The 23365-nt window shown below is 72.2% G+C and carries 22 protein-coding genes; 13 read left to right on the forward strand and 9 right to left on the reverse strand.

The features are described from left to right. Positions 1-2: 2 nt before the first annotated feature. The 4 genes from cseB to ACWCV9_RS29540 form a co-directional block, all read right to left on the reverse strand. Positions 3-707: a two-component system response regulator CseB gene (gene cseB / locus ACWCV9_RS29525; protein WP_385845682.1), complete on the reverse strand. Its 705-nt coding sequence runs from the start codon at positions 705-707 to the stop codon at positions 3-5. 77 nt (positions 708-784) lie between these two features. After that, positions 785-1438 (reverse strand): hypothetical protein, encoded by a 654-nt coding sequence (locus ACWCV9_RS29530; protein ID WP_450791063.1) that lies wholly within the window; start codon positions 1436-1438, stop codon positions 785-787. After that, complete coding sequence (locus tag ACWCV9_RS29535) at positions 1426-1965, reverse strand: SigE family RNA polymerase sigma factor (RefSeq protein WP_385845684.1); 540 nt, start codon at positions 1963-1965, stop codon at positions 1426-1428. The genes ACWCV9_RS29530 and ACWCV9_RS29535 overlap by 13 nt, the downstream gene beginning before the upstream one ends. A gap of 272 nt (positions 1966-2237) precedes the next feature. Then, entirely contained in the window at positions 2238-3113 is an 876-nt protein-coding gene (locus ACWCV9_RS29540) for an HhH-GPD family protein (protein WP_385845685.1), read from the reverse strand. A gap of 179 nt (positions 3114-3292) precedes the next feature. Between ACWCV9_RS29540 and ACWCV9_RS29545 the strand changes: the two genes are divergently transcribed. After that, a complete protein-coding gene (locus tag ACWCV9_RS29545) occupies positions 3293-4129 on the forward strand; it encodes a hypothetical protein (RefSeq protein WP_450791066.1) in 837 nt (278 codons plus the stop codon). A 174-nt stretch (positions 4130-4303) separates the two neighbouring features. On the opposite strand, the gene disA is transcribed toward ACWCV9_RS29545, so the two are convergent. Together disA and radA are read right to left on the reverse strand one after the other, a co-directional pair. Continuing rightward, the gene (gene disA / locus ACWCV9_RS29550) at positions 4304-5428 is read right to left on the reverse strand and encodes a DNA integrity scanning diadenylate cyclase DisA (protein WP_385848470.1); all 1125 of its coding nucleotides are present in this window, start codon (positions 5426-5428) and stop codon (positions 4304-4306) included. An 80-nt stretch (positions 5429-5508) separates the two neighbouring features. Next, positions 5509-6918 (reverse strand): DNA repair protein RadA, encoded by a 1410-nt coding sequence (gene radA, locus ACWCV9_RS29555; protein ID WP_450791068.1) that lies wholly within the window; start codon positions 6916-6918, stop codon positions 5509-5511. A 207-nt stretch (positions 6919-7125) separates the two neighbouring features. Between radA and ACWCV9_RS29560 the strand changes: the two genes are divergently transcribed. Together ACWCV9_RS29560 and ACWCV9_RS29565 are read left to right on the forward strand one after the other, a co-directional pair. Then, positions 7126-8925: a BACON domain-containing protein gene (locus ACWCV9_RS29560; RefSeq protein ID WP_450791070.1), complete on the forward strand. Its 1800-nt coding sequence runs from the start codon at positions 7126-7128 to the stop codon at positions 8923-8925. A 139-nt stretch (positions 8926-9064) separates the two neighbouring features. Continuing rightward, positions 9065-9472 (forward strand): hypothetical protein, encoded by a 408-nt coding sequence (locus ACWCV9_RS29565; protein WP_450791072.1) that lies wholly within the window; start codon positions 9065-9067, stop codon positions 9470-9472. Between the two features lie 10 nt (positions 9473-9482). Here the strand turns inward: ACWCV9_RS29565 and ACWCV9_RS29570 are convergent, their stop codons facing one another. After that, positions 9483-10331 carry a hypothetical protein gene (locus tag ACWCV9_RS29570; protein WP_450791074.1) on the reverse strand — a complete coding sequence of 283 codons (849 nt, stop codon included), beginning with the start codon at positions 10329-10331 and terminating at the stop codon, positions 9483-9485. 71 nt (positions 10332-10402) lie between these two features. On the opposite strand from ACWCV9_RS29570, the gene ACWCV9_RS29575 reads away from it, so the two are divergent. From ACWCV9_RS29575 to ilvD, 4 genes are all read left to right on the forward strand, one after another. Beyond that, positions 10403-11335, forward strand: coding sequence for a Ppx/GppA phosphatase family protein (locus tag ACWCV9_RS29575; RefSeq protein WP_450791076.1), 933 nt, complete (start codon positions 10403-10405; stop codon positions 11333-11335). A 158-nt stretch (positions 11336-11493) separates the two neighbouring features. After that, complete coding sequence (locus ACWCV9_RS29580) at positions 11494-12306, forward strand: sugar phosphate isomerase/epimerase family protein (protein ID WP_450791078.1); 813 nt, start codon at positions 11494-11496, stop codon at positions 12304-12306. After that, positions 12303-12908, forward strand: coding sequence for a TetR/AcrR family transcriptional regulator (locus tag ACWCV9_RS29585; RefSeq protein ID WP_450791080.1), 606 nt, complete (start codon positions 12303-12305; stop codon positions 12906-12908). Before ACWCV9_RS29580 ends, ACWCV9_RS29585 begins: the two co-directional genes overlap by 4 nt. 168 nt (positions 12909-13076) lie before the next feature. Next, positions 13077-14930: a dihydroxy-acid dehydratase gene (gene ilvD / locus ACWCV9_RS29590; RefSeq protein ID WP_450791082.1), complete on the forward strand. Its 1854-nt coding sequence runs from the start codon at positions 13077-13079 to the stop codon at positions 14928-14930. 51 nt (positions 14931-14981) lie between these two features. On the opposite strand, the gene ACWCV9_RS29595 is transcribed toward ilvD, so the two are convergent. Then, positions 14982-17195, reverse strand: coding sequence for a protein kinase domain-containing protein (locus tag ACWCV9_RS29595; RefSeq protein ID WP_450791084.1), 2214 nt, complete (start codon positions 17193-17195; stop codon positions 14982-14984). A 180-nt stretch (positions 17196-17375) separates the two neighbouring features. On the opposite strand from ACWCV9_RS29595, the gene ACWCV9_RS29600 reads away from it, so the two are divergent. The 6 genes from ACWCV9_RS29600 (at position 17376) to proC (ending at position 21671) form a co-directional block, all read left to right on the forward strand. Further along, positions 17376-17687, forward strand: a complete 312-nt coding sequence (locus ACWCV9_RS29600; RefSeq protein ID WP_385848460.1) for an SH3 domain-containing protein — start codon at positions 17376-17378, stop codon at positions 17685-17687. A 74-nt stretch (positions 17688-17761) separates the two neighbouring features. Beyond that, a complete protein-coding gene (locus ACWCV9_RS29605) occupies positions 17762-18274 on the forward strand; it encodes an EamA/RhaT family transporter (protein WP_450791086.1) in 513 nt (170 codons plus the stop codon). Positions 18275-18342: 68 nt separating this feature from the next. Further along, positions 18343-19137: a class I SAM-dependent methyltransferase gene (locus tag ACWCV9_RS29610; protein ID WP_450791088.1), complete on the forward strand. Its 795-nt coding sequence runs from the start codon at positions 18343-18345 to the stop codon at positions 19135-19137. A 76-nt stretch (positions 19138-19213) separates the two neighbouring features. Further along, positions 19214-20029 (forward strand): ABC transporter ATP-binding protein, encoded by an 816-nt coding sequence (locus tag ACWCV9_RS29615; RefSeq protein WP_450791090.1) that lies wholly within the window; start codon positions 19214-19216, stop codon positions 20027-20029. After that, complete coding sequence (locus tag ACWCV9_RS29620; protein ID WP_450791092.1) at positions 20026-20796, forward strand: ABC transporter permease; 771 nt, start codon at positions 20026-20028, stop codon at positions 20794-20796. Before ACWCV9_RS29615 ends, ACWCV9_RS29620 begins: the two co-directional genes overlap by 4 nt. 62 nt (positions 20797-20858) lie before the next feature. Further along, positions 20859-21671 (forward strand): pyrroline-5-carboxylate reductase, encoded by an 813-nt coding sequence (gene proC, locus ACWCV9_RS29625; RefSeq protein ID WP_450791094.1) that lies wholly within the window; start codon positions 20859-20861, stop codon positions 21669-21671. A 70-nt stretch (positions 21672-21741) separates the two neighbouring features. Here the strand turns inward: proC and trpS are convergent, their stop codons facing one another. Continuing rightward, entirely contained in the window at positions 21742-22785 is a 1044-nt protein-coding gene (gene trpS / locus ACWCV9_RS29630; RefSeq protein ID WP_450791096.1) for a tryptophan--tRNA ligase, read from the reverse strand. Positions 22786-23365: the final 580 nt, after the last annotated feature.

Consider the following 23365-nt stretch of genomic DNA (forward strand, 5'->3'; position numbering starts at 1 on the left):
ACTCAGGCCTTCAACTTGTAGCCGAAGCCGCGGACCGTCTCGATCCGGTCCTGGCCGATCTTCTGGCGCAGCCGCTGCACATGCACGTCGACGACCCGGGTGTCCCCGCCCCACCCGTAGTCCCACACGCGCTCCAGCAGCTTGTCGCGGGAGAGGACGGTGCCCGGCGCGGAGGAGAACTCCAGCAGCAGCCGCATCTCGGTCGGGGTGAGCGCCACCGGCTGCCCGGCGCGCCGCACCTCCATGCCCTCGGTGTCGATCTCCAGGTCGCCGAAGGTCAGCGGGGAGCCGCTGACCGAGGAGGCGGAGTCGTCCTGCTGCGCGGCGCCGCCGGCGTGCCCGAAGCGGCGCAGCACCGCACGGATCCGGGCGACCAGTACGGCGCCGTCGAACGGCTTGGTCACATAGTCGTCGGCGCCGGCCTCCAGACCGAGGACGACGTCGATGGAGTCGGCACGCGCCGACAGCATGATCACCGGCACGGTCGACTCGTCCCGGATACGACGGCACAGGCTGACGCCGTCCAGTCCCGGGACCATGACGTCCAGCAGGGCGATGTCGGGGCGGTTGGCCCGGAACGCCTCCAGGCCCGACAGCCCGTCGGGCATGGCGGTGACCGCGAAGCCGTCCCGCTCCAGGGCGAGCTGGGTGGCCTCACGGATGACGTCGTCGTCCTCGACGAACAGGACGTGTGTCTGGTCTGCCATCCGGTGCTCTCAGTCCTCGTGATGTGCGCTGCGTGCCGTGGTGAACGGGGTGTCGGGTGTCCGGGGTGTCCGCCGGTTCAGCTGTCCGGTGCGGGGGTCGCGCCCTCGCCTGCCGACTTGCTGTACTCGTTGCGGGTGATCTTGCCCTGGACGAACTGCCCCGCCCTCCACTTATACGGGATCACGAACTCTCCGGACGGGCTCGAGATGGGGTCGCCCTTCTCGTAGTACTGCTTGGTCACCGACAGCACGCCCTGGTCGATCTCGGCGTAGACCGGGGACTCCTCGTTCTTGAAGACGTTCTGGAAGGTCCCGCCCGTGTCCCGGTACACATACGCCCCGACACCGACCGCGTCGGCGCAGGTCAGCACGTTGATGACGACGTCGTCCACGGTGGCGTCGGTGAGATCGCCGTACGAGACGTCGACCGGGTACTCGTCACCGCTGCACGGCTTCAGCTCCCGCTTCACCGTCGCCGAGACGGCGGGGTCGCTCTTGAGCAGCGCCACGGGGTCCACCCGCCGGTAGCGATCGGACGGGCTCGGCGCCGGGGAGGCGACCGCTCCCGCCATCGCCGACGCATGTGCCGGGCCCTCGTCCCGGGCGCCGGTGCCACCGGTGCCGCACCCGGCGACCAAAAGCCCGAGGGCGGCGAGCGCGGACCCCACCGCGATCACCGCCTGAGTATTGCCCAGGGTCTCGTCGGACCCGGCCCCGGTCAGGCCGCGCAACGCTCCCGCTCCTCACGCTCCAGCGCACGTGCGTCCAGATCGCGTGCCTCCAGCTCCTCGCGGAGCCGGGCGAGCGCCCGGTGCAGCGTGCTCTTGACCGTACCGGCCGACATACCGAGGGCAGCGGCCGTCTCCTCCGTGGACATCTGCTCCCAGTGTCGCAGCACCACGACGCTCCGCTGCTTCGGAGCGAGAACTTTCATGACATCCATCAGCAGGGCCCGGTCGGCGTGCTGCTCGGTGGCGTCGTCCACACAGGCGTCCGGCAGCTGCTCGGTCGGGACCTCTTCCAGCTTGCGCGAACGCCACCACTCGGTACGGGTGTTGATCATGACGCGACGGAGGTAGGCGTCGGCCAGCCGCTTGTCGGCGATGCCCTCCCAGCGGCCGTACGTCCGCACGAGCGCCGTCTGGAGCAGGTCCTGTGCGTCGACGGGGTCCGGAACCAGCCGGCGTGCACTGCGCAGCAGCGCGTCCTGCCGGGTACGGACGTACTCCTCGAATTCGAGCACCTCGCCCTGCGCCATGATCAACCGCCTCCGTTCCCCGTTCACTTCGGCATCCGCCTGAAGTACCGCTTGTCCCCGTGCCCGGTGGTCCGCCGGGCACGGAGAAGAAGTTACGGACCGGTTGTCACGGCGCTGTGCGAACCAGCCTGCGGCTAGCAATCGGCTATCCGTCGGTTGTGTAACGGAAAGCGGAACGGGGTAAAGGAGGTGGTTGCTATGTCCCTTTTCAGGCACTTTGCCGACCGGGTGGCTTCGTAACAAGACTCTTTCGGGCCGGACTTGGCTGTGTGTCAGCTGAGCGGCAGCCGATACAGACCGCCCGCCAGCGGCTCCACCAGACCGTCCGTCACCAGCCCGTCGAGGGCGCGCGCCCGCTGCACCGGCTCGTGCCACACCCGGTCCAGCACCGCCTGCGGCACCGGCGCGTGCGCCTCGCGCAGCACGGCGAGCAGCTTCCCGCGCACCTGCCGGTCCGTACCGGCGTACGTCTGCCCCCGCCGCGGCGGACCGTCGTGCTCCGGCTTGCCCGCGAGCCGCCAGGCGCACTGGGCGGCGATCGGACACCGCGGGCAGCCCTCGTTCTTCGCCGTGCACACCAGCGCGCCCAGCTCCATCGAGGCCGCGGCCCAGCGCGCCGCCGTCGCCTCGTCCTCCGGCAGCAGCTCGCGCGCCAGCCGCCGCTCGGCGGCCGTGGTCGCGTTCGGCGGGTACTGCACCCCCGTCACCGCCCGCGCCAGCACCCGGCGCACATTGGTGTCCAGCACCGCGTGCCGCTGCCCGTACGCGAACGACGCCACCGCGGCCGCCGTGTACTCGCCGATGCCGGGCAGCGCCAGCAGCTGCGCGTGATCCGTCGGTACGTCCCCGCCGTGCCGTTCCGTTATGGCGACCGCGGCTCCGTGCAGCCGCAGCGCGCGGCGCGGGTAGCCGAGCCGGCCCCAGGCCCGTACCGCCTCGCCCGGCGCCTCCTTCGCGAGGTCGGCGGGGCGCGGCCAGCGGGCCAGCCACTCCGTGTAGACGGGCAGCACCCGGTTGACGGGGGTCTGCTGGAGCATGAACTCGCTGACCATCACCCCCCACGGGCCCGCATCCGGGCGGCGCCAGGGGAGGTCGCGGGCGTGGGCGTCGAACCAGGCGATCACGGGGGCGTGCAGCTTCTCAGTCATGGCCTTCCGATCCTGCCACGGCTCGGCGGACATGATGCGTGACGGCACGGTCACCGAGCGTGCCCGGAAGTGAAGAACCGTGCCCGCAGCGGCAGTTGCCGGGATGATGATCCGGAAAAGTTGTGACTCCCGCGGCGGGTGGCGCAAGCACGCGCGCCGATCTCTCGTACAGTTTGCGCGTGGGATCTCTGCGCAATCCGGTCGGGCCGCTTCCCTCCTCCATCTACTGGCGTCGGAGGGCCGTCATGCTGTCGGTGGTCGCCGTGCTGGCGCTGCTGATCGCGTGGATGGTCACCGCCGGCGGCGGCGGGGGCGGCAAGAAGGACGACGACGCGTCCAACGGCAAGAATCCCGCGCACACCATCACCCCCGGCCCCTCCTCGTCCGGCCCCGCGATCAGTCAACACCCGGGCGGGCGCGACGAGTCGAGCGGCGGGGACAGCGGCTCCGGCGGCGGTGGATCGGGCGGCCCGGCCGACGGTACGTCCGCGGGCTCCGACGGCGGTTCCGGCGGTGGCTCGGGCAGCGGTTCCGGTGGCGGCGGTTCGGCCTCCGGCTCCTCCAGGGGCGGTGCCGTCGGTACGGGCGACGCGCTCCCGGCCTCCTCCGACCTGGCCGACTGCACCGCCAGTGCGGTCTCGTTGAGCCTGCGCAGTCTGCACAACTCCTACTCGCCGGACCAGACGCCGACCTTCGAACTCACCGCGAAGAACGGCTCGTCGGCCGACTGCAAGGTCGATCTCGGCCCGAAGAGCGCGGTGTTGACCATCACGGCGGCGGACGCGAGCGACCCGTTCTGGTCGTCGGCCGACTGCCCCGAGGGCTCGGGGAGTCTGCTGTTCCGGGTGGCGGCGGGCCAGAGCATCACCTACACGGTGAAGTGGGACCGGAGCGCGAGCGCGGCCCACTGTGCGACGCCCTCCGGGGGTTCGGCGAAGGCGGGTACGTACTTGCTGGAAGCGAAGAAGGCCGGCTTCGCCAAGCTGAGGGCTTCGTTCGTGCTGTCGGCTGACTGAGTCGACTAAGGGGCGGGGTGGTGCGGATCGCGGTCGGGTGCGGGTAATTGGGGCCCGTTCGCGCAGTTCCCCGCGCCCCTACAGGTGCGCGGGGAACTGCGCGAACGGCCGCGACGGACCCGCAGCCGCCGAACAGCACACGCCCCCCGAGCTCTCAGGCGCCCGGTGCCAAAGCTAGACGTAGCGCTCCAGGATGGAGGATTCGGCCAGGCGGGAGAGGCCTTCGCGGACGCTGCGGGCGCGGGCCTCGCCGACGCCGTCCACGGTCTGGAGGTCGTCCACACTCGCGGCCAGCAGCTTCTGAAGGCCGCCGAAGTGCTCCACCAGCCGGTCGATGATCGCGCCCGGCAGCCGCGGCACCTTGGCCAGCAGCCGGAAGCCGCGCGGCGACACCGCGGAGTCCAGGGTCTCGGGCGAACCGGTGTAGCCCAGCGCCCGCGCCACCGTGCCCATCTCCAGCAGCTCCGCATGGCTCAGCGCGTCCAGCTCGGACAGCGCCTCCTCGACCGTGCGGGACCGCTTCGCCGTCGGCTCGGGGACGTAGTCCCGCACGACCAGCTCGCGGTCGGGCTCGACCCCGGCGATCAACTCCTCCAGCTGCAAGGCCAGAAGACGGCCGTCGGTGCCCAGTTCGACCACGTACTCGGCGATCTCGGTGGCGATGCGCCGGACCATCTCCAGCCGCTGCGCCACGGCCGACACGTCCCGGACCGTCACCAGGTCCTCGATCTCCAGCGCGGAGAGGGTGCCCGCGACCTCGTCCAGCCGGAGCTTGTACCGCTCCAGCGTGGCCAGCGCCTGGTTCGCGCGGGACAGGATCGCCGCCGAGTCCTCCAGCACGCGCCGCTGACCGTCGACGTAGAGGGCGATCAGCCGCATGGACTGGGAGACGGAGACCACGGGGAAGCCCACCTGCTTGCTCACCCGGTCCGCCGTGCGGTGCCGGGTGCCCGTCTCCTCCGTGGGGATCGTCGGGTCCGGCACCAGCTGCACGCCCGCGCGCAGGATCTTTGACAGGTCCGAGGAGAGCACGATGCCGCCGTCCAGCTTGCACAGCTCCCGCAGCCGGGTGGCGGTGAACTCGACGTCCAGCACGAAACCGCCCGTGCACATCGCCTCGACCGTCTTGTCGGAGCCGAGCACGATCAGTCCGCCGGTGTTGCCGCGCAGGACGCGCTCGAGGCCGTCGCGCAGGGCCGTACCGGGTGCCACGGCACTCAGGGAGGCACGCATCAGGCCATCGGCACCGGCACTCCCACCGGACTTTCCGGGAGCTGCTGCCCGGTCGTTGGCTGCCACTGCACTCCTCCGGTCGCAGGTTCTGACGCGCTCCCGTACCCGCACGCGGTTCGTACGGACAGGCGAGACCTGGGCAAAGTCTACCGGCGCTGCTCCTCCTCCCGTGGGGCCTCTCGGCGACGGGAGCGGGGCAGGACCCGCAGGGCGTCCCCTATGTCCGCGACCTCCACCACCTTCATCCCGGCCGGGATCTTCCCCGGATCGCCCGGCACCAGCGCATGGGTGAAGCCCAGCCGGTGCGCCTCGGCCAGCCTGCGCTGCACGCCCGTGACCCGTCTCACCTCGCCGGCCAGCCCCACCTCGCCGATCGCGACCAGGTTCTTCGGCAGCGGAGTGTCGCTGGCGGCGGAGGCGAGCGCGAGCGCGACGGCGAGGTCGGCGGCCGGCTCGGACAGCTTCACCCCGCCCACGGTCGCCGAGTAGATGTCCCGCTTGCCGAGCGCGCTGATCCGCCCGCGCTGCTCCAGCACCGCCAGCATCATCGACACCCGGGAGGTCTCCAGACCGGAGGTGGTGCGCCGCGGGGAGGGGATCTGGGAGTCCACCGTCAGCGCCTGCACCTCGGCCACCAGCGGGCGGCGGCCCTCCAGGGTGACGGTCAGGCAGGTGCCCGGGACCGGTTCGGCGCGGCGGGTCAGGAAGAGACCGCTGGGGTCGGCGAGACCGGTGATGCCCTCGTCGTGCAGCTCGAAGCAGCCGACCTCGTCCGTGGCGCCGTACCGGTTCTTCACGCCGCGCACCAGGCGCAGGCGCGCGTGTCGGTCGCCCTCGAAGTGCAGGACGACGTCCACCAGGTGTTCCAGCAGGCGGGGGCCGGCGATGGCGCCGTCCTTCGTGACATGGCCCACGAGCAGGGTGGACATGCCGCGCTCCTTGGAGGCGCGGATCAGCGCCCCGGCCACCTCCCGCACCTGGGCCATGCCGCCGGGGGCGCCCTCGATCTCCGGGGAGGCCACGGTCTGCACCGAGTCGAGGATCAGCAGGGACGGCTTGACCTCGTCCAAGTGGCCGAGCACCGCGGAGAGGTCGGTCTCCGCGGCCAGATACAGATGGTCGTCCAGGGCGTTGATGCGGTCCGCGCGCAGCCGGACCTGGCTCGCGGACTCCTCGCCGGTCACATACAGGGTGCGGTGCTCGGCGCTCGCCGACTTGGCGGCCACGTCCAGCAGCAGGGTGGACTTGCCGACGCCGGGCTCGCCGGCGAGCAGCACGACCGCGCCGGGCACCAGCCCGCCGCCGAGCACCCGGTCCAGCTCGGGCACCCCGGTGGTACGGGCGGTGGCCTGCCGGCCGTCGACCTGGCCGATGGGCAGCGCGGAGGTGCTGACGCGGCCCGGTGCCGTCGTACGGACCGCGGGCGCGCCGTACTCCTCGACCGTGCCCCAGGCCTGGCACTCGGGGCAGCGGCCGAGCCACTTGGCCGTCTGCCAGCCGCACTCGGTGCAGCGGTAGGACGGGCGGTCCTTGGTGGTCTTGGTACGGGCAGCCATGCGGAAAACCGTAGCCCGCGGCACTGACAACGGGCGCCCGGGCCGCGTGCGGAACGCGCCGGAGGGTGCGGTATCGGCCACCCTCCATCGGGAACCGGCCAGGGAATGCGGGGCCCCTGTCCCCTTATGAGGGATCGTTTCACCCGTACGGATTAAAAGTGCTCAAGGTTCCCGAAGGGGTACTCCAGGGCCGCCTACGGTCGCCGGGTGATGAGCAGCAGTCCGGAGACGACCGTCCGCACCACCGGCGCGCACCGGGCGCGCGGTGAGGCGCGTGAAGCACGAGCTGAGGCGCGGGAAGCACGAGGGGCGTGCGAGGCGCGGCAGGCACGGGAGGCGCGCGACCGCGCCGCCGCCCACACCCTCGCCGAGCGGCCGCCGGCGCGCTACGAGCCGTACCTGGACGGTCTGTTCACCTACTGCCTGTCGGTGCTGTGCGACCACGAGGCCGCCACCGCCGCCCTCGGTGACGTCCTCGCCCTGGCGGAGCGGCGCGGCCACCGGGGTCCGGAGGCCCCCGGCGACCGCAGGGCCTGGCTGTACGCGCTGGCCCGCTGGGCCTGCCTGCGCAAGCTGGCCGAGGCCAAGCAGAAACGTCAGGCCACCCATGCGGCGGGCCGCACCACGACCGACAAGACCGGCAAGGCAGATAAAGCAGATAAGGCAGACAGAGCCGACAGAACCGGCGCGGGCGTCCCCGACCCGGAGGTCCAGGAGCAGCGGCGCCGCGAACTCGCCCTGCTCGCCTGGCCCGAGGCGGCCGGCACCAGCCCCGAGCAGCGCGAGGCCCTCGAACTCGCCGTCCGCCACCACCTCGCCGCCGACGAGGTCGCCGCCGTCCTCGGCCTCGCACCGGCCGCCGCTCGCGAACTGCTCTCCGCCGCCGCCTGCGAGGTCGAACGCACCCGCGCGGCCCTCGCCGTGGTCGAGACCGGCGGCTGCCCGGCCGTGGCCCACCTCACCGGCGACAGCCGGCTCGTCCTCAGCACGGCCCTGCGCCGCGAGCTGGTCCGGCACGTCGACGACTGCCCGCGCTGCCGCCGTACCGCGGAACGCGCCGTCCCGGGCCGCTGGCCCGGCGCCACCGTCACCCCCGCCGAGCTGCCCGTCCTGGAGGCCCCCCGGGCCGCCCTGTCCATGGCACTCGCGCACCGGCCACGCGCGCGTGGCGCCGCCCTGCCCCGCTTCGACCGGCGCGGCTTCCCGATGGACCCCAAGGACCGGGCGGCCCGCCGCGACCGCCTGCGCTCCCGCGCGGTCACCACGACCGTCGTGGCCACGGTGGTCGCCGCACCCGTCCTCGCCCTGTGGGCCGCCTACCGGGGGGCGCCGACCGGGGAGCCGGACGGCCCGTCCGCCACCGCCCGCGAACAACAGGGCCCCGACGCCCTCGGCAGCGACACCGCCGGCGGCTACGAGAACGCGGGCAACGCGCGCGTGAAGCCCGGAAGCCGACTGGGCAAGAACGGTACGGCGGACGTCTCCGTGCAGGTCGTCACCGTCGGGGGGACCGGTGCGCAGGCCGCGGGCCAGCTCGCGGTGAGTGCCGCGAACGACGGCGACACCACGCTGATCACCCTCACCGCGTCCGGCGCCGCGCCCGTGCGCTGGTCCGCGACGACCTCCGCCGCCTGGATCTACCTCAGCCAGTCCACGGGAACCCTCGAGCCGGGCCGGACGTTGACCATCAAGGCGTACGTCGACCATCTGCGCGAGCCCTCCGGCCACTGGCGCGCACAGCTGGCGATCGCCCCGGCCGGCGCGGTGGTCACCATCGACGGCTACGGCGTGGCTCCCACCCGCCCCACACCCCCGCCCTCCTCACCCGCCCCGCCCGCGTCCTCGGCCCCGCCGCCGACCTCGCCCGCGAGCCCACCGGCCGGCAGCCCCACGGCCGGGCCCACCGACCCGCCCCCCTCGGACCCCGGGTCCCCGACGCCGACCCCGACTCCCACCCCGTCCGCCTCGGCGACCGACAGCGAGACCCCGAGCCCCTCGGGCAGCTAGCTTTTCAGGGCCTCTCAGCGCCGTGGGCCGGCTGAAAGCGCGCTGAGGGCATCGTGAAGCCGTGGTGAAACCGGCCGGGCGCAGGCTTCTTCCTGTCAGCAAGACCGCAGGAAAGAACCCCACCGAAGGAGCCCACACCATGTCTCTCGCCCTCACCGCCCAGGACAAGGACACCCTGCGTACCGCCGCCCACGGCGCCGTCTCCCTCATGGCCGCCGCCGACGCCGCCGGCTCCCCGCACAAGGTCGCCACCCACGGCGTCCTCGCCCTCGTCTCCGCCACCGGCCAGGTCGGTCACGTCCTCGCCGAGAAGGGAAAGATCAAGGGCCTGAACGGCAGGTCCGCCGCCGAGATCGCCGACCACGTCCTGCCCGCCCTCACCACCACCATGCAGGTGCTCAAGAAGCAGGACGCGGCAGAGGCCGAGAACTTCCGCAGCACCATCCTCATCGCCCTCGAAGCCGGCACCCAGGCCCACAAGGGCGGACCCAGCCCCGCCCTCACCGCGATGACCGGCAAGATCACCGCCGCCCTCGACGCCGCCTGAGAGAGAGGCCCTAGGGTGCCGGGTCGGCGGGATGCGGAGCGAGCAGCGGCAGCTGAGAGGCCAGCCGCTGCTCGCACAGCTCGACGAGACGGTCGTACCCCGCCTTCCCCATCAGCTCCGTCAGCTCGGCCCGGTAGGAGATGTACACCGGATCGCCCGCGCCGTGCGCCGAGGTCGCCGACGTGCACCACCAGTGCAGGTCGTGGCCGCCCGGCCCCCAGCCCCGGCGGTCGTACTCGCCGATGGACACCTGGAGGACCCGGGTGTCGTCGGGCCGGTCGATCCAGTCGTACGTCCGCCGGATCGGCAGCTGCCAGCACACGTCCGGCTTGGTCTCCAGCGGCTCCCGCCCCTCCTTCAGCGCGAGGATGTGCAGCGAGCAGCCCGCGCCGCCCGCGAAGCCGGGCCGGTTCTGGAAGATGCAGGACCCCTGGAAGGGCCGGGTCTGCCGGGAGCCCTCGTCGTCCTCGGACACCCAGCCGTTCCGCGTGCCTTCGGCGTGGTGCTGCCAGATCTCCGGCGTGAGCCGTGCCACATGCTCGGCGACCCGCTTCTCGTCGTCCTCGTCGGAGAAGTGCGCCCCCAGCGAGCAGCACCCGTCCTCCGCGCGGCCCGCCTGGATGCCCTGGCAGCCGCTGCCGAAGATGCAGTTCCAGCGGGAGGTCAGCCAGGTCAGATCGCAGCGGAAGACCTGCTCGTCGTCCGCCGGGTCGGGAAACTCCACCCACGCGCGCGCGAAGTCGAGTCCCTTCTCGTCGCCCACCTTCGACCCCTTGGAGGATTTAGCGTCCTTACGAACCTTGTCCGCCTTGGCTACCTTGTCGGCCTTGCCGGATTTCGCCTTTTTCGTCTTTGGCACCCGTCCAGGGTAAGTCGCCGGGAACCCGTACAGGGACCGAGCAGGGGAGTTCTGGCAGTAGCGTTCCGTATATGAGACTCGGTGTCCTGGACGTGGGTTCGAACACGGTGCATCTGCTGGTGGTGGACGCCCACCCCGGCGCGCGCCCGCTGCCCGCGCATTCGCACAAGGCCGAACTTCGGCTCGCCCAACTCCTCGACGACAGCGGCGCCATCGGCGACGCCGGCATAGACAAGCTGATCGCCGTCATCAAGGACGCGCTCCAGGCCGCCGAGGACAAGGGCGTCGAGGAGATGCTGCCGTTCGCGACCTCCGCCGTCCGCGACGCCGCCAACGCCGACGATGTCCTCGCGCGCGTGGCCGAGGAGACCGGCGTACGACTCCAGGTGCTCAGCGGCGCGGAAGAAGCCCGGCTCACCTTCCTCGCCGTCCGCCGCTGGTTCGGCTGGTCCGCCGGAAAGCTGCTCGTCCTGGACATCGGCGGCGGCTCCCTGGAGATCGCCTTCGGCATGGACGAGGAACCGGACGCGGCCGTCTCCCTCCCGCTCGGCGCCGGCCGGCTCACCGCGGGCTGGCTGCCCGGCGACCCGCCCGACCCCGAGGACGTCCGCGCCCTGCGCCGCCACGTCCGCACCGAGATCGCCCGTACGGTCGGCGAGTTCAGCCGCTTCGGCGCCCCCGACCACGTGGTCGCCACCTCCAAGACCTTCAAGCAGCTCGCCCGCCTCGCCGGCGCCGCCCGCAGCGCCGACGGCCTCTATGTGCAGCGGGAACTCAAACGCGAGTCCCTGGAGGCCTGGGTCCCGCGCCTGGCGGGCATGACCTCCGAGCAGCGCGCCGAACTCCCCGGAGTCTCCGACGGCCGCTCCGGCCAGCTCCTCGCGGGCGCCCTGGTGGCCGAGGGCGCCATGGACCTCTTCGGCGTGGAAAACCTGGAAGTCTGCCCCTGGGCCCTGAGAGAAGGCGTGATCCTCCGCCGCCTGGACCACATGGGAAACGAGTAGCAGTAGCGCCCCCGAAGGGGCGCGGGGCTGTATCGATATGCGGCTCCGCCGCGTGGGCGCGATCAACCACAACGAACCCGCACCCGCGCGAATGGCGTACCCCACACGGCGAACAGACACCAAACACCCTCACCACTCAACCCCGTAAGGTGACGGACGTGGCTGAACCAACGGACGTGCGTATCGCGCTGTCGACCGCCTCCGTCTATCCGGAGTCCACGGCGACAGCCTTCGAGACCGCCGCGCGCCTCGGCTACGACGGCGTCGAGGTCATGGTGTGGACCGACCCGGTCAGTCAGGACATCGAGGCGTTGCGCCGGCTGTCCGACTACCACGGCATCCCCGTCCTGGCCGTGCACGCCCCCTGTCTGCTGATCACCCAGCGGGTCTGGTCCACCGACCCCTGGGTGAAGCTCCAGCGTGCCCGGACGGCCGCCGAGAAGCTGGGCGCCTCCACCGTCGTCGTCCACCCGCCCTTCCGCTGGCAGCGGCAGTACGCCCGGGACTTCGTCGACGGGATCTGGCGGATGGCGAACGAGACGGACGTACGGTTCGCCGTCGAGAACATGTACCCCTGGCGCTACCGGGACCGCGAGATGCTCGCCTACGCCCCCGACTGGGACGTCACCCGGCACGACTACCGGCACTTCACCATCGACCTCAGCCACGCGGCGACCGCCCGCACCGACGCCCTGGACATGGTCGGCCGCATGGGGGACCGGCTCGGCCATGTCCACCTGGCCGACGGCCGCGGCTCGGCCAAGGACGAGCACCTGGTCCCCGGCCGCGGCACCCAGCCCTGCGCCGAGGTGCTGGAGCACCTGGCCGTCTCCGGCTTCGACGGCCATGTCGTCATCGAGGTCAACACCCGGCGGGCCATGTCCAGCGCCGAGCGCGAGGCCGACCTCGCCGAGGCCCTGGCCTTCACCCGCCGGCACCTGGCCGCGGCGGTGCGGGTGCCCCGGCGATGAGCGGGACCACGGCACGGCGGCGGGGCCGGCCGCCGCGCGCCGAGTCCGCCGACACCCGCGACCGCATCCTCACCGCGGCCCGCGAGGAGTTCTCCGAGCGCGGGTACGAGAAGACGTCCGTACGCGGTATTGCCAAGGCGGCCGGTGTGGACCCGGCGCTCGTCCACCACTACTTCGGCACCAAGGAACAGGTCTTCGAGGCGGCCGTCTCCGTCGTCTTCGCGCCCGCGCTGGACGCGCCGAACGCGCTGGCCGAAGGCCCGGTGGACAGCGTGGGGGAGCGGATGACCCGCTTCGTCCTCGGCGTCTGGGAGAACCCGGTGACCCGCACCCCGCTGCTCGCGGTCGTGCGCTCCGCGGTGAACAACGAGACCGCCGCCGCCGTCTTCCGCCGCCTGGTCGCCACCCAGCTGATGCGCCGCATCGCCGCCCAGCTGGACCTGCCCGACGCCGAGCTGCGCGCCGAACTGGCCGCCGCCCAGCTGGTCGGTACGGCCATGATGCGGTACGTGATCAAGCTGGAGCCGCTGGCCTCGGCCGACCTGGACCAGATCGTCGCCCGCCTTGCCCCCGTGGTGCAGCACCACCTGACGGCTCCCTGAGGCCGCCGACGACCCGCCGAAGCTGGAACGCCCGTCCCGCATTCCGGACAGTGGCGTCCAATCCGTGGAGCGGCGGCGTAGGCTCGTAGGGAGTCAGAAGTCTCTCTGACGGCCAGTCTCTCTGACGGTCAGTCTCCCTGATCGCAGTCTCTGAAGGAGCGAGCGACGATGCCCGAGCTGAGGTCCCGCACAGTCACCCACGGCCGCAACATGGCGGGCGCCCGCGCCCTTATGCGTGCCTCCGGTGTACCCGGTGCGGACATCGGCCGGAAGCCGATCATCGCGGTCGCCAACTCCTTCACCGAGTTCGTGCCGGGCCACACCCACCTCCAGCCGGTCGGCCGGATCGTCAGCGAGGCGATCACCGAGGCGGGCGGCATCCCCCGCGAGTTCAACACGATCGCCGTGGACGACGGCATCGCCATGGGCCACGGCGGCATGCTGTACTCCCTGCCCTCCCGCGATCTGATCGCCGACTCCGTCGAGTACATGGTCGAGGCCCACTGCGCCGACGCCCTGGTCTGCATCTCCAACTGCGACAAGATCACCCCGGGCATGCTGATGGCCGCCCTGCGCCTGAACATCCCGACCGTCTTCGTCTCCGGCGGCCCGATGGAGTCCGGCCGCGCCACGCTGGTCGACGGCACGGTCCGCACCCTCGACCTGGTCGACGCGATCTCCGACGCCGTCAACGACAAGATCTCCGACGAGGACATCCTCCGCATCGAGGAGAACGCCTGCCCGACCTGCGGCAGCTGTTCCGGCATGTTCACCGCCAACTCGATGAACTGCCTGACCGAGGCGATCGGCCTCTCCCTGCCCGGCAACGGCTCGGTCCTCGCCACCCACACCGCGCGCAAGCAGCTCTACGTCGACGCCGCCCGCACGGTCATGGACCTCACCCGCCGCTACTACGAGCAGGACGACGACTCCGTCCTGCCGCTGAACATCGCCACCTTCCAGGCCTTCGAGAACGCCATGGCCCTGGACATCGCGATGGGCGGCTCCACCAACACGATCCTGCACCTGCTGGCCGCCGCCCAGGAGGCCGGCGTGCCCTTCGGACTGGAGCAGATCGACGCCGTCTCGCGCCGGGTGCCGTGCCTCGCCAAGGTCGCCCCGAACGTCGCGAAGGACCGCACCTACTACATGGAGGACGTGCACCGCGCCGGCGGCATCCCCGCCCTCCTCGGTGAGCTGCACCGCGCGGGCCTGCTCAACGAGGACGTCCACGCCGTGCACAGCCCCTCCCTCGCCGACTGGCTGAAGACCTGGGACGTCCGCGGCGGCTCGCCCTCCCCGGAGGCGGTCGAACTCTGGCACGCGGCCCCCGGCTGCGTCCGCTCCGCCGAAGCCTTCTCCCAGTCCGAGCGCTGGGAGGCCCTGGACGAGGACGCGGAGGGCGGCTGCATCCGCTCCGCCGAGCACGCGTACTCCAAGGACGGCGGCCTGGCCGTCCTCAAGGGCAACCTCGCGGTCGACGGCTGCGTGGTCAAGACCGCCGGCGTCGACGAGTCGATCTGGACCTTCGAGGGCCCGGCGGTGGTCTGTGAGTCCCAGGAAGAGGCCGTCCAGCGGATCCTCACCCAGGAGGTCAAGGAGGGCGACGTCGTCGTCATCCGCTACGAGGGCCCCAAGGGCGGCCCGGGCATGCAGGAGATGCTCTACCCGACCTCGTATCTGAAGGGCCGGGGCCTCGGCAAGAGCTGCGCCCTGATCACCGACGGCCGCTTCTCCGGCGGCACCTCCGGGCTGTCCATCGGCCACGCCTCCCCCGAAGCGGCCTCCGGCGGCACGATCGCCCTGGTCCAGGACGGCGACCGCATCCGCATCGACATCCCCCACCGCACCATCGAGCTGCTCGTCGACGAGGCCGAGCTGGCCCGCCGCGAGCAGGCCCTGAACGGCGTCTACGCCCCCAGGAACCGCAACCGCAAGGTCAGCGCCGCCCTCCGCGCCTACGCCGCCATGGCCACCAGCGCCGACAAGGGCGCGGTGCGGGACGTCAGCAAGCTGGGCTGAGGAACATCGCTGAGGGCCGCCTCCGGAACCCCGGGGGCGGCCCTTCTCAGCTCACCAGGCGCGGGGATCCCCGCCGTCCACCGCGAACACGCTCCCGTCCGGCGCACTCGCGTACACCCGCTCGCCCACCACCAGCGGAGCCGACAGCGTCCCGGCGACCTGCCCCGACCCGGCCCCCAGCCGCAGCGGCGTCTGCCCGGCCAGCCGGCCGTCCCGCGCGTCCACCGCGAGCAACCGCCCGTCCGGCGCGCTGAAGTACACGTACGCCCCCGTGGCCGCGGGCGCCGACCCCCGGCTGACGGCCGTCTCCAGATGCCACAGCCGTCTGCCCGCCCCGCCCGAACCGTCGCCGCCCGGCGAGACGGCGTCCAGCGAGCCGCCCGTGCCCAGGAGGTAGGCGACATCGCCGTGGGTGGCGGCCGCGGGAGTGGTGAGCGCGACGGGCAGCGCGACCCGCCGCGCCGTCCCCGTCGCCGGTGTGTACCGCAGCACCTCGTCCGTGGTCGCGGAGGCGTTGTCCACGGACATCAGGAACAGCGAGCCGTCCTGGCTGCCGAGCGGCCGCAGCGTCCCCCGCAGCCGCGCCTGCCAGCGGGTGGTACCGGCGGCCGGATCGAACGCGGTGATCTGCGTGGCCGTGCCGTCCAGCGCGGTGGTCGTCGCGTAGAGCAGCGGATCACCGTCGTACCGGGCGAGTGACGGCGTGCCGCCCGTCGCTCCCGTCGTCAGCCGGCGCCGCCAGCCGGTCTCGCCGGACCTGCCGGCCACCCCCGTCATCGTGCCGTCCGCACCGGCGATCACCAGCATGCCGCCGGCGACCTGCACACTCGGCGCCCCGGGCAGCTCCCGGTGCCAGCGCGGCCGCCCCGAGGCGGCATCGAGCGCCACGACCCGCCGCCCGCCGTTCGCCGGCAGCAGCAGCACCCCGTCCGCCAGCGCGGGCGCCCCACCGGACGGCGCCCCGCCGACCGTGCGCCGCCACAGCAGCCGGCCGTCCCGGGCGTCCAGGGCGAAGGCCGTACCCGACCGCACACACAGCACCCGTCCCGCGCCGTAGGTGCACTGCGGCATGCCCGTGCCGCCCCCGACCGGCCGGACCCGCCACCCGGCGAACCCGGCACCGGCGGACCGCCCGCCCTTTGTCACCACGGGCCCGGCAGCACCCTGCGGCCACAGCACCGCCGCGAGCACCCCACCCAGCACGAGTACGACGGACACGGCCGCGACGAGAACCCGCCGGGACCGCCACCGGGAGCCCGGGCGAGAACTCAGGCGGGAACCCAGTCGGGACCCCAGGCGGGAGACCACCCGGGACATCCGCCACCGACCCGCACCGCCACCCGCACCCGCACCCGCACCCGTATGTGGGACCGGCGCCGATGGCACCTCCCCCTCACCGGCCCGCTGGGCCGGTATGAACGCCTGGGTCTCGTACGACGCCGCCACCGACCGCAGTTCCCGCATCAACTCGTCCGGGGTCGGCCGCTCCTCCGGCTCCTTGGCGAGACAGCGCAGCACCAGCGGAGCCAGACTCTCCGGGACGCCGGTCAGGTCCGGCTCGTCGTGCACGACCTGGTACGCGACCACATACGGGCTGTCGGAGTCGAACGGCCCCCGCCCGGTCGCCGCGTGCACCAGCACCGACCCGAGGGCGAAGATGTCCGCCGCGGGCCCCACCTCCCGCGGCCGCCGGAACTGCTCGGGCGCCATGAACGGCGGCGTGCCGATCAACTTCCCCGTCTCGGTGCGCAGTTCGCTGTCCTTGGGCCGGGAGATGCCGAAGTCGATGACCTTCGGCCCGTCCTCCGCGAGCAGCACATTGCTCGGCTTGAGATCCCGGTGCACGACGCCCACCCGATGGATGTCCCGCAGCGCCTCCGCGAGCCCGGCCATGAGCCGCCGCAACTGCGCGGGGTTCATCGGGCCGTTCCGCTTCACCTGCTCGGACAGCGTCGGACCCGGGATGAACAGGGTGGCCATCCAGGGCCGTTCGGCCTCCGGATCGGCGTCCACCACCGGCGCCGTGAAGGCACCGCTGACCCGCCGGGCCGCCGCCACCTCCTGCCGGAACCGCCCCCGGAACTCGGGGTCCCGCGCGAACTCCGCGTGGACGACCTTCACGGCGAGCTTCAGCCCGGAGGTGCTGCGGGCGAGGTGCACGACCCCCATGCCGCCCGAGCCCAGACACGACTCCAGACGGTAGTGGCCGACGTACTCGGGAAGCTCGGCTTCCGGGCCCATTCCGGTGCTGCGCTGTGGCGTCATGGACCGCCCCCCGTGCTGATCGTCCGCGCGCGACGCACGGAGCCTAGTCGATGACTCGTACGAGACAGAGGCGGCTTGCTAGCCTCCGCGTGCGAGTCGCGAACTGGTGTTTAAGCACTCGCGTCCAGACAATCGACGGCATCCCATGCCGGGCATGGGATTTTCGGGGGGAGACGACATATGTCCCTTGAGCAGGGTTCTCGCGAGCAGGACGCTCCTGACCAGCTGGTCACGGAGACGGCCGTGCGCACGTACGCCGTCGCACCGGGCGTCCGCCTGAACATCCGCAGCGGCCCCGGCACCGGCTACCCCATCGTCCGCGTCCTGCCCGAGGGCTCCCATGTGCCGATCTACTGCCAGACCTCGGGTACGACCGTCAGCGGCCCCTACGGCACCACCAACATCTGGGACAACGTCGACAACGGCGAGTACGCCTCGGACGCCTACATCCACACCGGCAGCGACGGCTACATAGCCCCGCGCTGCTCCTGACCCCTGCGGGCCGAGGCCGCCGGTGCCACCGGCCCCGGCCTCGGCCCGCGGCCGCCCGGAGCCATAATCGTCGGGTGAGCGATGAGACCGGCAGCCCGGACAGCCCGGCGGGCACCGCGGCGGACAGCGGCCCCCGACCCGAGCCCCTGCGCTTCTTCGGCACGTCCTGGGTGAACCACGACAACGGCTACGCGGCCCGCCGCGCCGGTGTCGCCGTCGGTTCCCTCGCCGCGGCCGCCGTCTCCTGCCTGGTGCTGCGCTTCGCCTACCAGGGCATCCAGATCGCCGACACCGGCACCTTCGTGACCGTCCTGGTCATCGGCATGTTCGCGATCTGCACCGCGCTCGCCTTCCGCAACACCTGGGAGGGCTTCGACAAGCGGCACGACCCGGCCCGCCAGGCCTCCCTGCGCGGTCTGCTCGCCATCGGCTTCGTCGGCTCCCTCCTCGCCTACTTCTTCCGCTCCCTCACCGAGGCCCCCGGCGAGAAGCTGCACCGCGCCGAGTACGACAAGGCCCGCGCCGACCACGCCCGCCGCTCCACCCGCCGCTCGGGCAACCCGGGCAAGAAGAAGCGCCGCGGATGACAGCGCCGGCACATCGGTAGCTGACGAGGCGTTGCCCCGGCCCGGTCACCTCCCGGCACGATGGCGGCATGACCGCCACCCAGCCGCCCGGCGATGCCGAGGCCCACGCCGCCCGCGTCCGCTCCTTCGACTCCGCCGCCGCCCAGTACGCCGCGAACCGCCCCTCCTACCCGCCCGCCCTCTTCGACGCCGTCGAGGAACTGGCCGGCCGGTCCCTGACCGGCGCCACGGTGGTGGACGTCGGCGCCGGCACCGGCATCGCGACCGCCCTGCTGCACGCCCGGGGCGCCGACGTCCTCGCCGTCGAACCGGGCGAGGGCATGGCCGCCGAGTTCCGCCGCCGGCTCCCGCACCTCCCGCTCGTCCGGGGCAACGGCAACGCCCTCCCGGTGGCCGACGCCCACGCCGACTTCCTCACCTACGCCCAGGCCTGGCACTGGACCGACCCGGCCCGTTCGGTGCCGGAGGCCCTGCGCGTGCTGCGGCCGGGCGGCGCGCTGGCGCTGTGGTGGAACACCGACGCCCTGGACGTCGAGTGGATCGCCGAGCGGGCCGACCGCACCGGGCGTCTGCTCGGCCGGGACATCGCCGCCGAGAAGCGCCGGGCCGTCGAACGCACCGACCTGGCCGACCCCAGCGGCCGGCTCCGCTTCACCCGGCGCGCGGTCCGCTGGAGCCGCCGCGTGTCCGTCGACACCCACCTCGCCAACATGGGCAGCCACTCGGCTCTCCTCCTCCTGTCCGAGGACCGCAGGACCGCCTTCCTGGAATCCGAGCGTGCCCATCTGCTGAAGGCCTTCCCGGACGGCACGGTCGAGGAGGCGTACGACGTCCTCCTGCTGGTCGCCGTCACCACCCCCTGACCGCTGCCGTTCTCGCATGCGGACGCGCCCCGTCCGGCCCTTGACCACGGGCACTCCCAGGCGGAGTATTCATCACATGATGAATTATGCGTCGGGGCCTCCGTCCCCAGCCGCCGCCCACGCCGACGACCTCACCGCCATCCACGCCGACGACCTCACCGTCGTCCGCGGCCCCCGCACCGTCCTGCGCCACCTCCGCTTCACCGTCCCCCGCGGCCAGGTCACCGGACTGCTCGGCCCCTCCGGCTGCGGCAAGTCGACCCTCATGCGCGCCATCGTCGGCACCCAGGCCAAGGTCACCGGCACCCTCGACGTCCTCGGCCACCCCGCCGGCCACCCCACCCTGCGCACCCGCATCGGCTACGTCACCCAGGCCCCCTCCGTCTACGACGACCTCACCGTCCGGCAGAACCTCGACTACTTCGCCGCCGTCCTCGACCCCGGCCGCGCCGCCGCCGAACGCCGCCGCGACCACGTCACCCGGGCCATCGCCGACGTCGACCTCACCAGCCACGCCGACGCTCTCGCCGGCGCCCTCTCCGGCGGCCAGCGCAGCCGAGTCTCCCTCGCCGTCGCCCTCCTCGGCGCCCCCGAACTCCTCGTCCTCGACGAACCCACAGTCGGCCTCGACCCCGTCCTCCGCCGCGACCTGTGGAACCTCTTCCACCATCTCGCCGCCACCCGCGGTGCCACCCTCCTCGTCTCCTCCCACGTCATGGACGAGGCCGAGCGCTGCCACCGCCTCCTCCTCATGCGCGAAGGGCGGATCCTCGCCGAAGACACCCCGGACGCCCTGCGCACCCGTACCGGCACCGACACCGTCGAAGCCGCCTTCCTGCACCTCGTGGACCAGGCCGCGGCGGCCGACCGCACCAAGGAGCGCACCCGATGAGCACCACCACCCCCGCGCCCACCAGCACCCTCAACGCCGCCCGCACCACCGCCACCGCGGCCCGCGTGCTGCGCCAGCTCCGCCACGACCCGCGCACCATCGCCCTGATGCTGCTCGTCCCCTGCCTGATGCTGGTCCTGCTGCGCTACGTCTTCGACGCCAGCCCCCGCACCTTCGACACCATCGGCGCCTCGCTGCTCGGCATCTTCCCGCTGATCACGATGTTCCTGGTCACCTCCATCGCCACCCTGCGCGAACGCACCTCCGGCACCCTCGAACGCCTCCTGGCCATGCCCCTCGGCAAGGCCGACCTCATCGCCGGCTACGCCCTCGCCTTCGGCGCCATCGCCATCGTCCAGTCGGCCCTCGCCACCGGACTCGCCCTCTGGGGCCTCGGCCTCGACGTCACCGGCTCGCCCTGGCTGCTCCTTCTCGTCGCCCTCCTCGACGCCCTGCTCGGCACCGCCCTCGGCCTCTTCGTCTCCGCCTTCGCCGCCTCCGAGTTCCAGGCGGTCCAGTTCATGCCCGCCGTGATCTTTCCCCAGCTCCTCCTCTGCGGCCTGTTCACGGCCCGCTCGAACATGCACCCCGTCCTGGAGGCCATCTCCGACGTCCTCCCGATGTCGTACGCCGTCGACGGCATGAACCAGGTCCTGACCCACACCGGCACGACCCCCACCTTCGTCCGGGACGCCCTGATCGTCGCCGGCTGCGCCCTCCTGGTCCTGACCCTGGGCGCCGCAACCCTCCGCCGCAGAACGCCCTAGCCGCCATTCCGCCCACCGGACACACACCCCCCACCCCCAGCCCCCGGTGCCAAACTGACCGCATGAGCCAGAAAGTCGCAGTCCTCGGCACCGGCAAGATCGGCGAAGCCCTGCTCAGCGGAATGATCCGGGCCGGCTGGGCCCCGGCCGACCTCCTGGTCACCGCCCGCCGCACCGAACGCGCCGAAGAACTCCGCACCCGCTACGGCGTCACCCCGGTCACCAACACCGAGGCCGCGAAGACCGCGGACACCCTGATCCTCACGGTCAAGCCGCAGGACATGGGCACCCTCCTGGACGAACTCGCCCCGCACGTCCCCGCCGACCGCCTGGTCATCAGCGGCGCCGCCGGCATCCCCACCTCCTTCTTCGAGGAGCGCCTCACCGCCGGCACCCCGGTCGTCCGCGTCATGACCAACACCCCGGCCCTGGTCGACGAGGCCATGTCCGTCATCTCCGCCGGCAGCCACGCCACCGAGCAGCACCTGGCGCATGCCGAGGAGATCTTCGGCGCCGTCGGCAAGACGCTCCGCGTGCCCGAGAGCCAGCAGGACGCCTGCACCGCACTCTCCGGCTCCGGCCCCGCCTACTTCTTCTACCTCGTCGAGGCCATGACCGACGCCGGCATCCTGCTCGGCCTGCCCCGCGACAAGGCCCACGACCTCATCGTCCAGTCCGCCATCGGTGCCGCCGTGATGCTCCGCGACAGCGGCGAGCACCCCGTGAAGCTCCGCGAGAACGTCACCTCGCCGGCCGGCACCACCATCAACGCCATCCGCGAGCTGGAGAACCACGGCGTCCGCGCCGCCCTCATCGCCGCCCTGGAAGCCGCCCGCGACCGCAGCCGCGAGCTGGCCTCCGGCAAGAAGGACTGACCCCGCACCCCGGCAGAGGCGGCGGACGGCCGAGACCGGCCCACCCCGCCGCCCTGCCCCGCAGCAGCGCTCAGCGCACGGCCCGCAACGCCGGCCCCGCCACAGCCTCCGCCTCCGTCACCGGCGGCAGCAGCCCGATCGCCCGGTACGCGGTATCGACGATCGGCCGAGCCATCGCCCGCGCCTTCTCCGCCCCATCCCGCAACACCCCCTCCACATAGCCGGGATCCGCACACAGCTCCCGGTGCCGCTCCTGCAACGGCCTGAGGACCTCCACCACGGCCTCGGCGGTGTCCTTCTTCAAAGAGCCGTACGAGTCGTAAACGCTCGCCAGTGACTCAGGGTTCCCGCCCGTGCACGCAGAGAGAATCTCCAGAAGATTGGCCACCCCCGGCCGCCCCTCCCTGTCGTACACGACCTCCCGCCCGCTGTCGGTGACGGCCCGCATCACCTTCTTGCGGACCGCGTCCGGCTCGTCCAGGAGATAGACGACGCCCACCCCCGACTCGTCCGACTTCCCCATCTTCTTCGCCGGGTCCTGGAGGTTCATCACCCGCGCCGCCACCGGCGGCAGCGTCACCCTCGGCACCACGAACGTGTGCCCGTACCGCTGGTTGAACCGCACCGCCAGATCCCGGGTCAGCTCCACATGCTGGGCCTGGTCCTCCCCGACCGGCACCTCGTCCGTGCCGTAGGCCAGGATGTCCGCCGCCATCAGCACCGGATACGTCAGCAGCGACAGCCGCACGCTCCCGCCGCGCTCCCGCTCCTTCGCGGCCTTCTCCTTGTACTGGATCATCCGCCGCATCTCGCCGTCGGTCGCCACGCACTCCAGCAGGTACGACAGCCGGCTGTGCTCGTCGACATGGCTCTGGAGGAACACGGTGCACGCCTCCGGGTCGAGCCCGGCCGCCAGCAGCAGCGTCGCCGTCTGCCGGCTCAGCCTGCGCACCCGCGCCGGATCGTGGTCCACGGTCAGCGCGTGCAGGTCCACCACGCAGAACAGGGACTCCGCCCGGTGCTGGTCGACCTCGGCCCACCGGCGCATGGCCCCCAGGTAGTTCCCCAGGGTCAGGTGCCCGGTCGGCTGAATCCCGCTGAAGACCCGAGTCATCTCCACTCCACCTTCTGGTCAAGGCCGCCGCCCCTGCGGCCGGCCCCCGGGTTCCGGAGGGAGATACGCGAACGGCCGCCGAGGCGGCGGCCGTTGAATGCATACGTGAGTACGGCCGCCGGTCAGGCGGCCCACCAGAGCTGGGTGCACGTACGCGTCATCACGCCTCACAGCGTACGCCTGAGGGGGGCATCGCGGGGATGAGTTGACACGCCCCACCCCGATCCGTACTGTTCTCCGAGTTGTCCGACGTGAGCGCCGACTCCGGTCGGTCCCCGGACAGCCACTTCGCAGGAACCACCCACTCGATCGACGCTCCGGCGCCGACTGCTTTGGCGTGCGTATTTGCGAAATGAGGAATCCGCGTTCGAAAGGACGCAGCCCCGATTAGCTCGGGAGCCAGGAATCCGCTAAAGTCTCACTCGTCGGAACGGCCCAACGGCCGGGAAGAAAAACCCCGCTGACTGGGGATCAGACGCCGAAAGGATCTGATAGAGTCGGAAACGCAAGACCGAAGGGAAGCGCCCGGAGGAAAGCCCGAGAGGGTGAGTACAAAGGAAGCGACCGTTCCTTGAGAACT

The organism is Streptomyces sp. NPDC001606 (genome assembly GCF_053596835.1).

Excerpts from the sequence above, each read along its gene's own strand:
- ACWCV9_RS29575 (WP_450791076.1), top strand. The coding sequence starts at position 10,403 with ATGAGACTCGGTGTCCTGGACGTGGGTTCGAACACGGTGCATCTGCTG.
- ACWCV9_RS29620 (WP_450791092.1), top strand. The coding sequence starts at position 20,026 with ATGAGCACCACCACCCCCGCGCCCACCAGCACCCTCAACGCCGCCCGC.
- radA (WP_450791068.1), bottom strand. The coding sequence starts at position 6,918 with ATGGCTGCCCGTACCAAGACCACCAAGGACCGCCCGTCCTACCGCTGC.
- trpS (WP_450791096.1), bottom strand. The coding sequence starts at position 22,785 with ATGACTCGGGTCTTCAGCGGGATTCAGCCGACCGGGCACCTGACCCTG.
- ACWCV9_RS29540 (WP_385845685.1), bottom strand. The coding sequence starts at position 3,113 with ATGACTGAGAAGCTGCACGCCCCCGTGATCGCCTGGTTCGACGCCCAC.
- ACWCV9_RS29585 (WP_450791080.1), top strand. The coding sequence starts at position 12,303 with ATGAGCGGGACCACGGCACGGCGGCGGGGCCGGCCGCCGCGCGCCGAG.
- ACWCV9_RS29615 (WP_450791090.1), top strand. The coding sequence starts at position 19,214 with ATGATGAATTATGCGTCGGGGCCTCCGTCCCCAGCCGCCGCCCACGCC.
- cseB (WP_385845682.1), bottom strand. The coding sequence starts at position 707 with ATGGCAGACCAGACACACGTCCTGTTCGTCGAGGACGACGACGTCATC.
- ACWCV9_RS29535 (WP_385845684.1), bottom strand. The coding sequence starts at position 1,965 with ATGGCGCAGGGCGAGGTGCTCGAATTCGAGGAGTACGTCCGTACCCGG.
- ACWCV9_RS29595 (WP_450791084.1), bottom strand. The coding sequence starts at position 17,195 with ATGACGCCACAGCGCAGCACCGGAATGGGCCCGGAAGCCGAGCTTCCC.
- ACWCV9_RS29610 (WP_450791088.1), top strand. The coding sequence starts at position 18,343 with ATGACCGCCACCCAGCCGCCCGGCGATGCCGAGGCCCACGCCGCCCGC.
- proC (WP_450791094.1), top strand. The coding sequence starts at position 20,859 with ATGAGCCAGAAAGTCGCAGTCCTCGGCACCGGCAAGATCGGCGAAGCC.
- ilvD (WP_450791082.1), top strand. The coding sequence starts at position 13,077 with ATGCCCGAGCTGAGGTCCCGCACAGTCACCCACGGCCGCAACATGGCG.
- ACWCV9_RS29565 (WP_450791072.1), top strand. The coding sequence starts at position 9,065 with ATGTCTCTCGCCCTCACCGCCCAGGACAAGGACACCCTGCGTACCGCC.
- ACWCV9_RS29600 (WP_385848460.1), top strand. The coding sequence starts at position 17,376 with ATGTCCCTTGAGCAGGGTTCTCGCGAGCAGGACGCTCCTGACCAGCTG.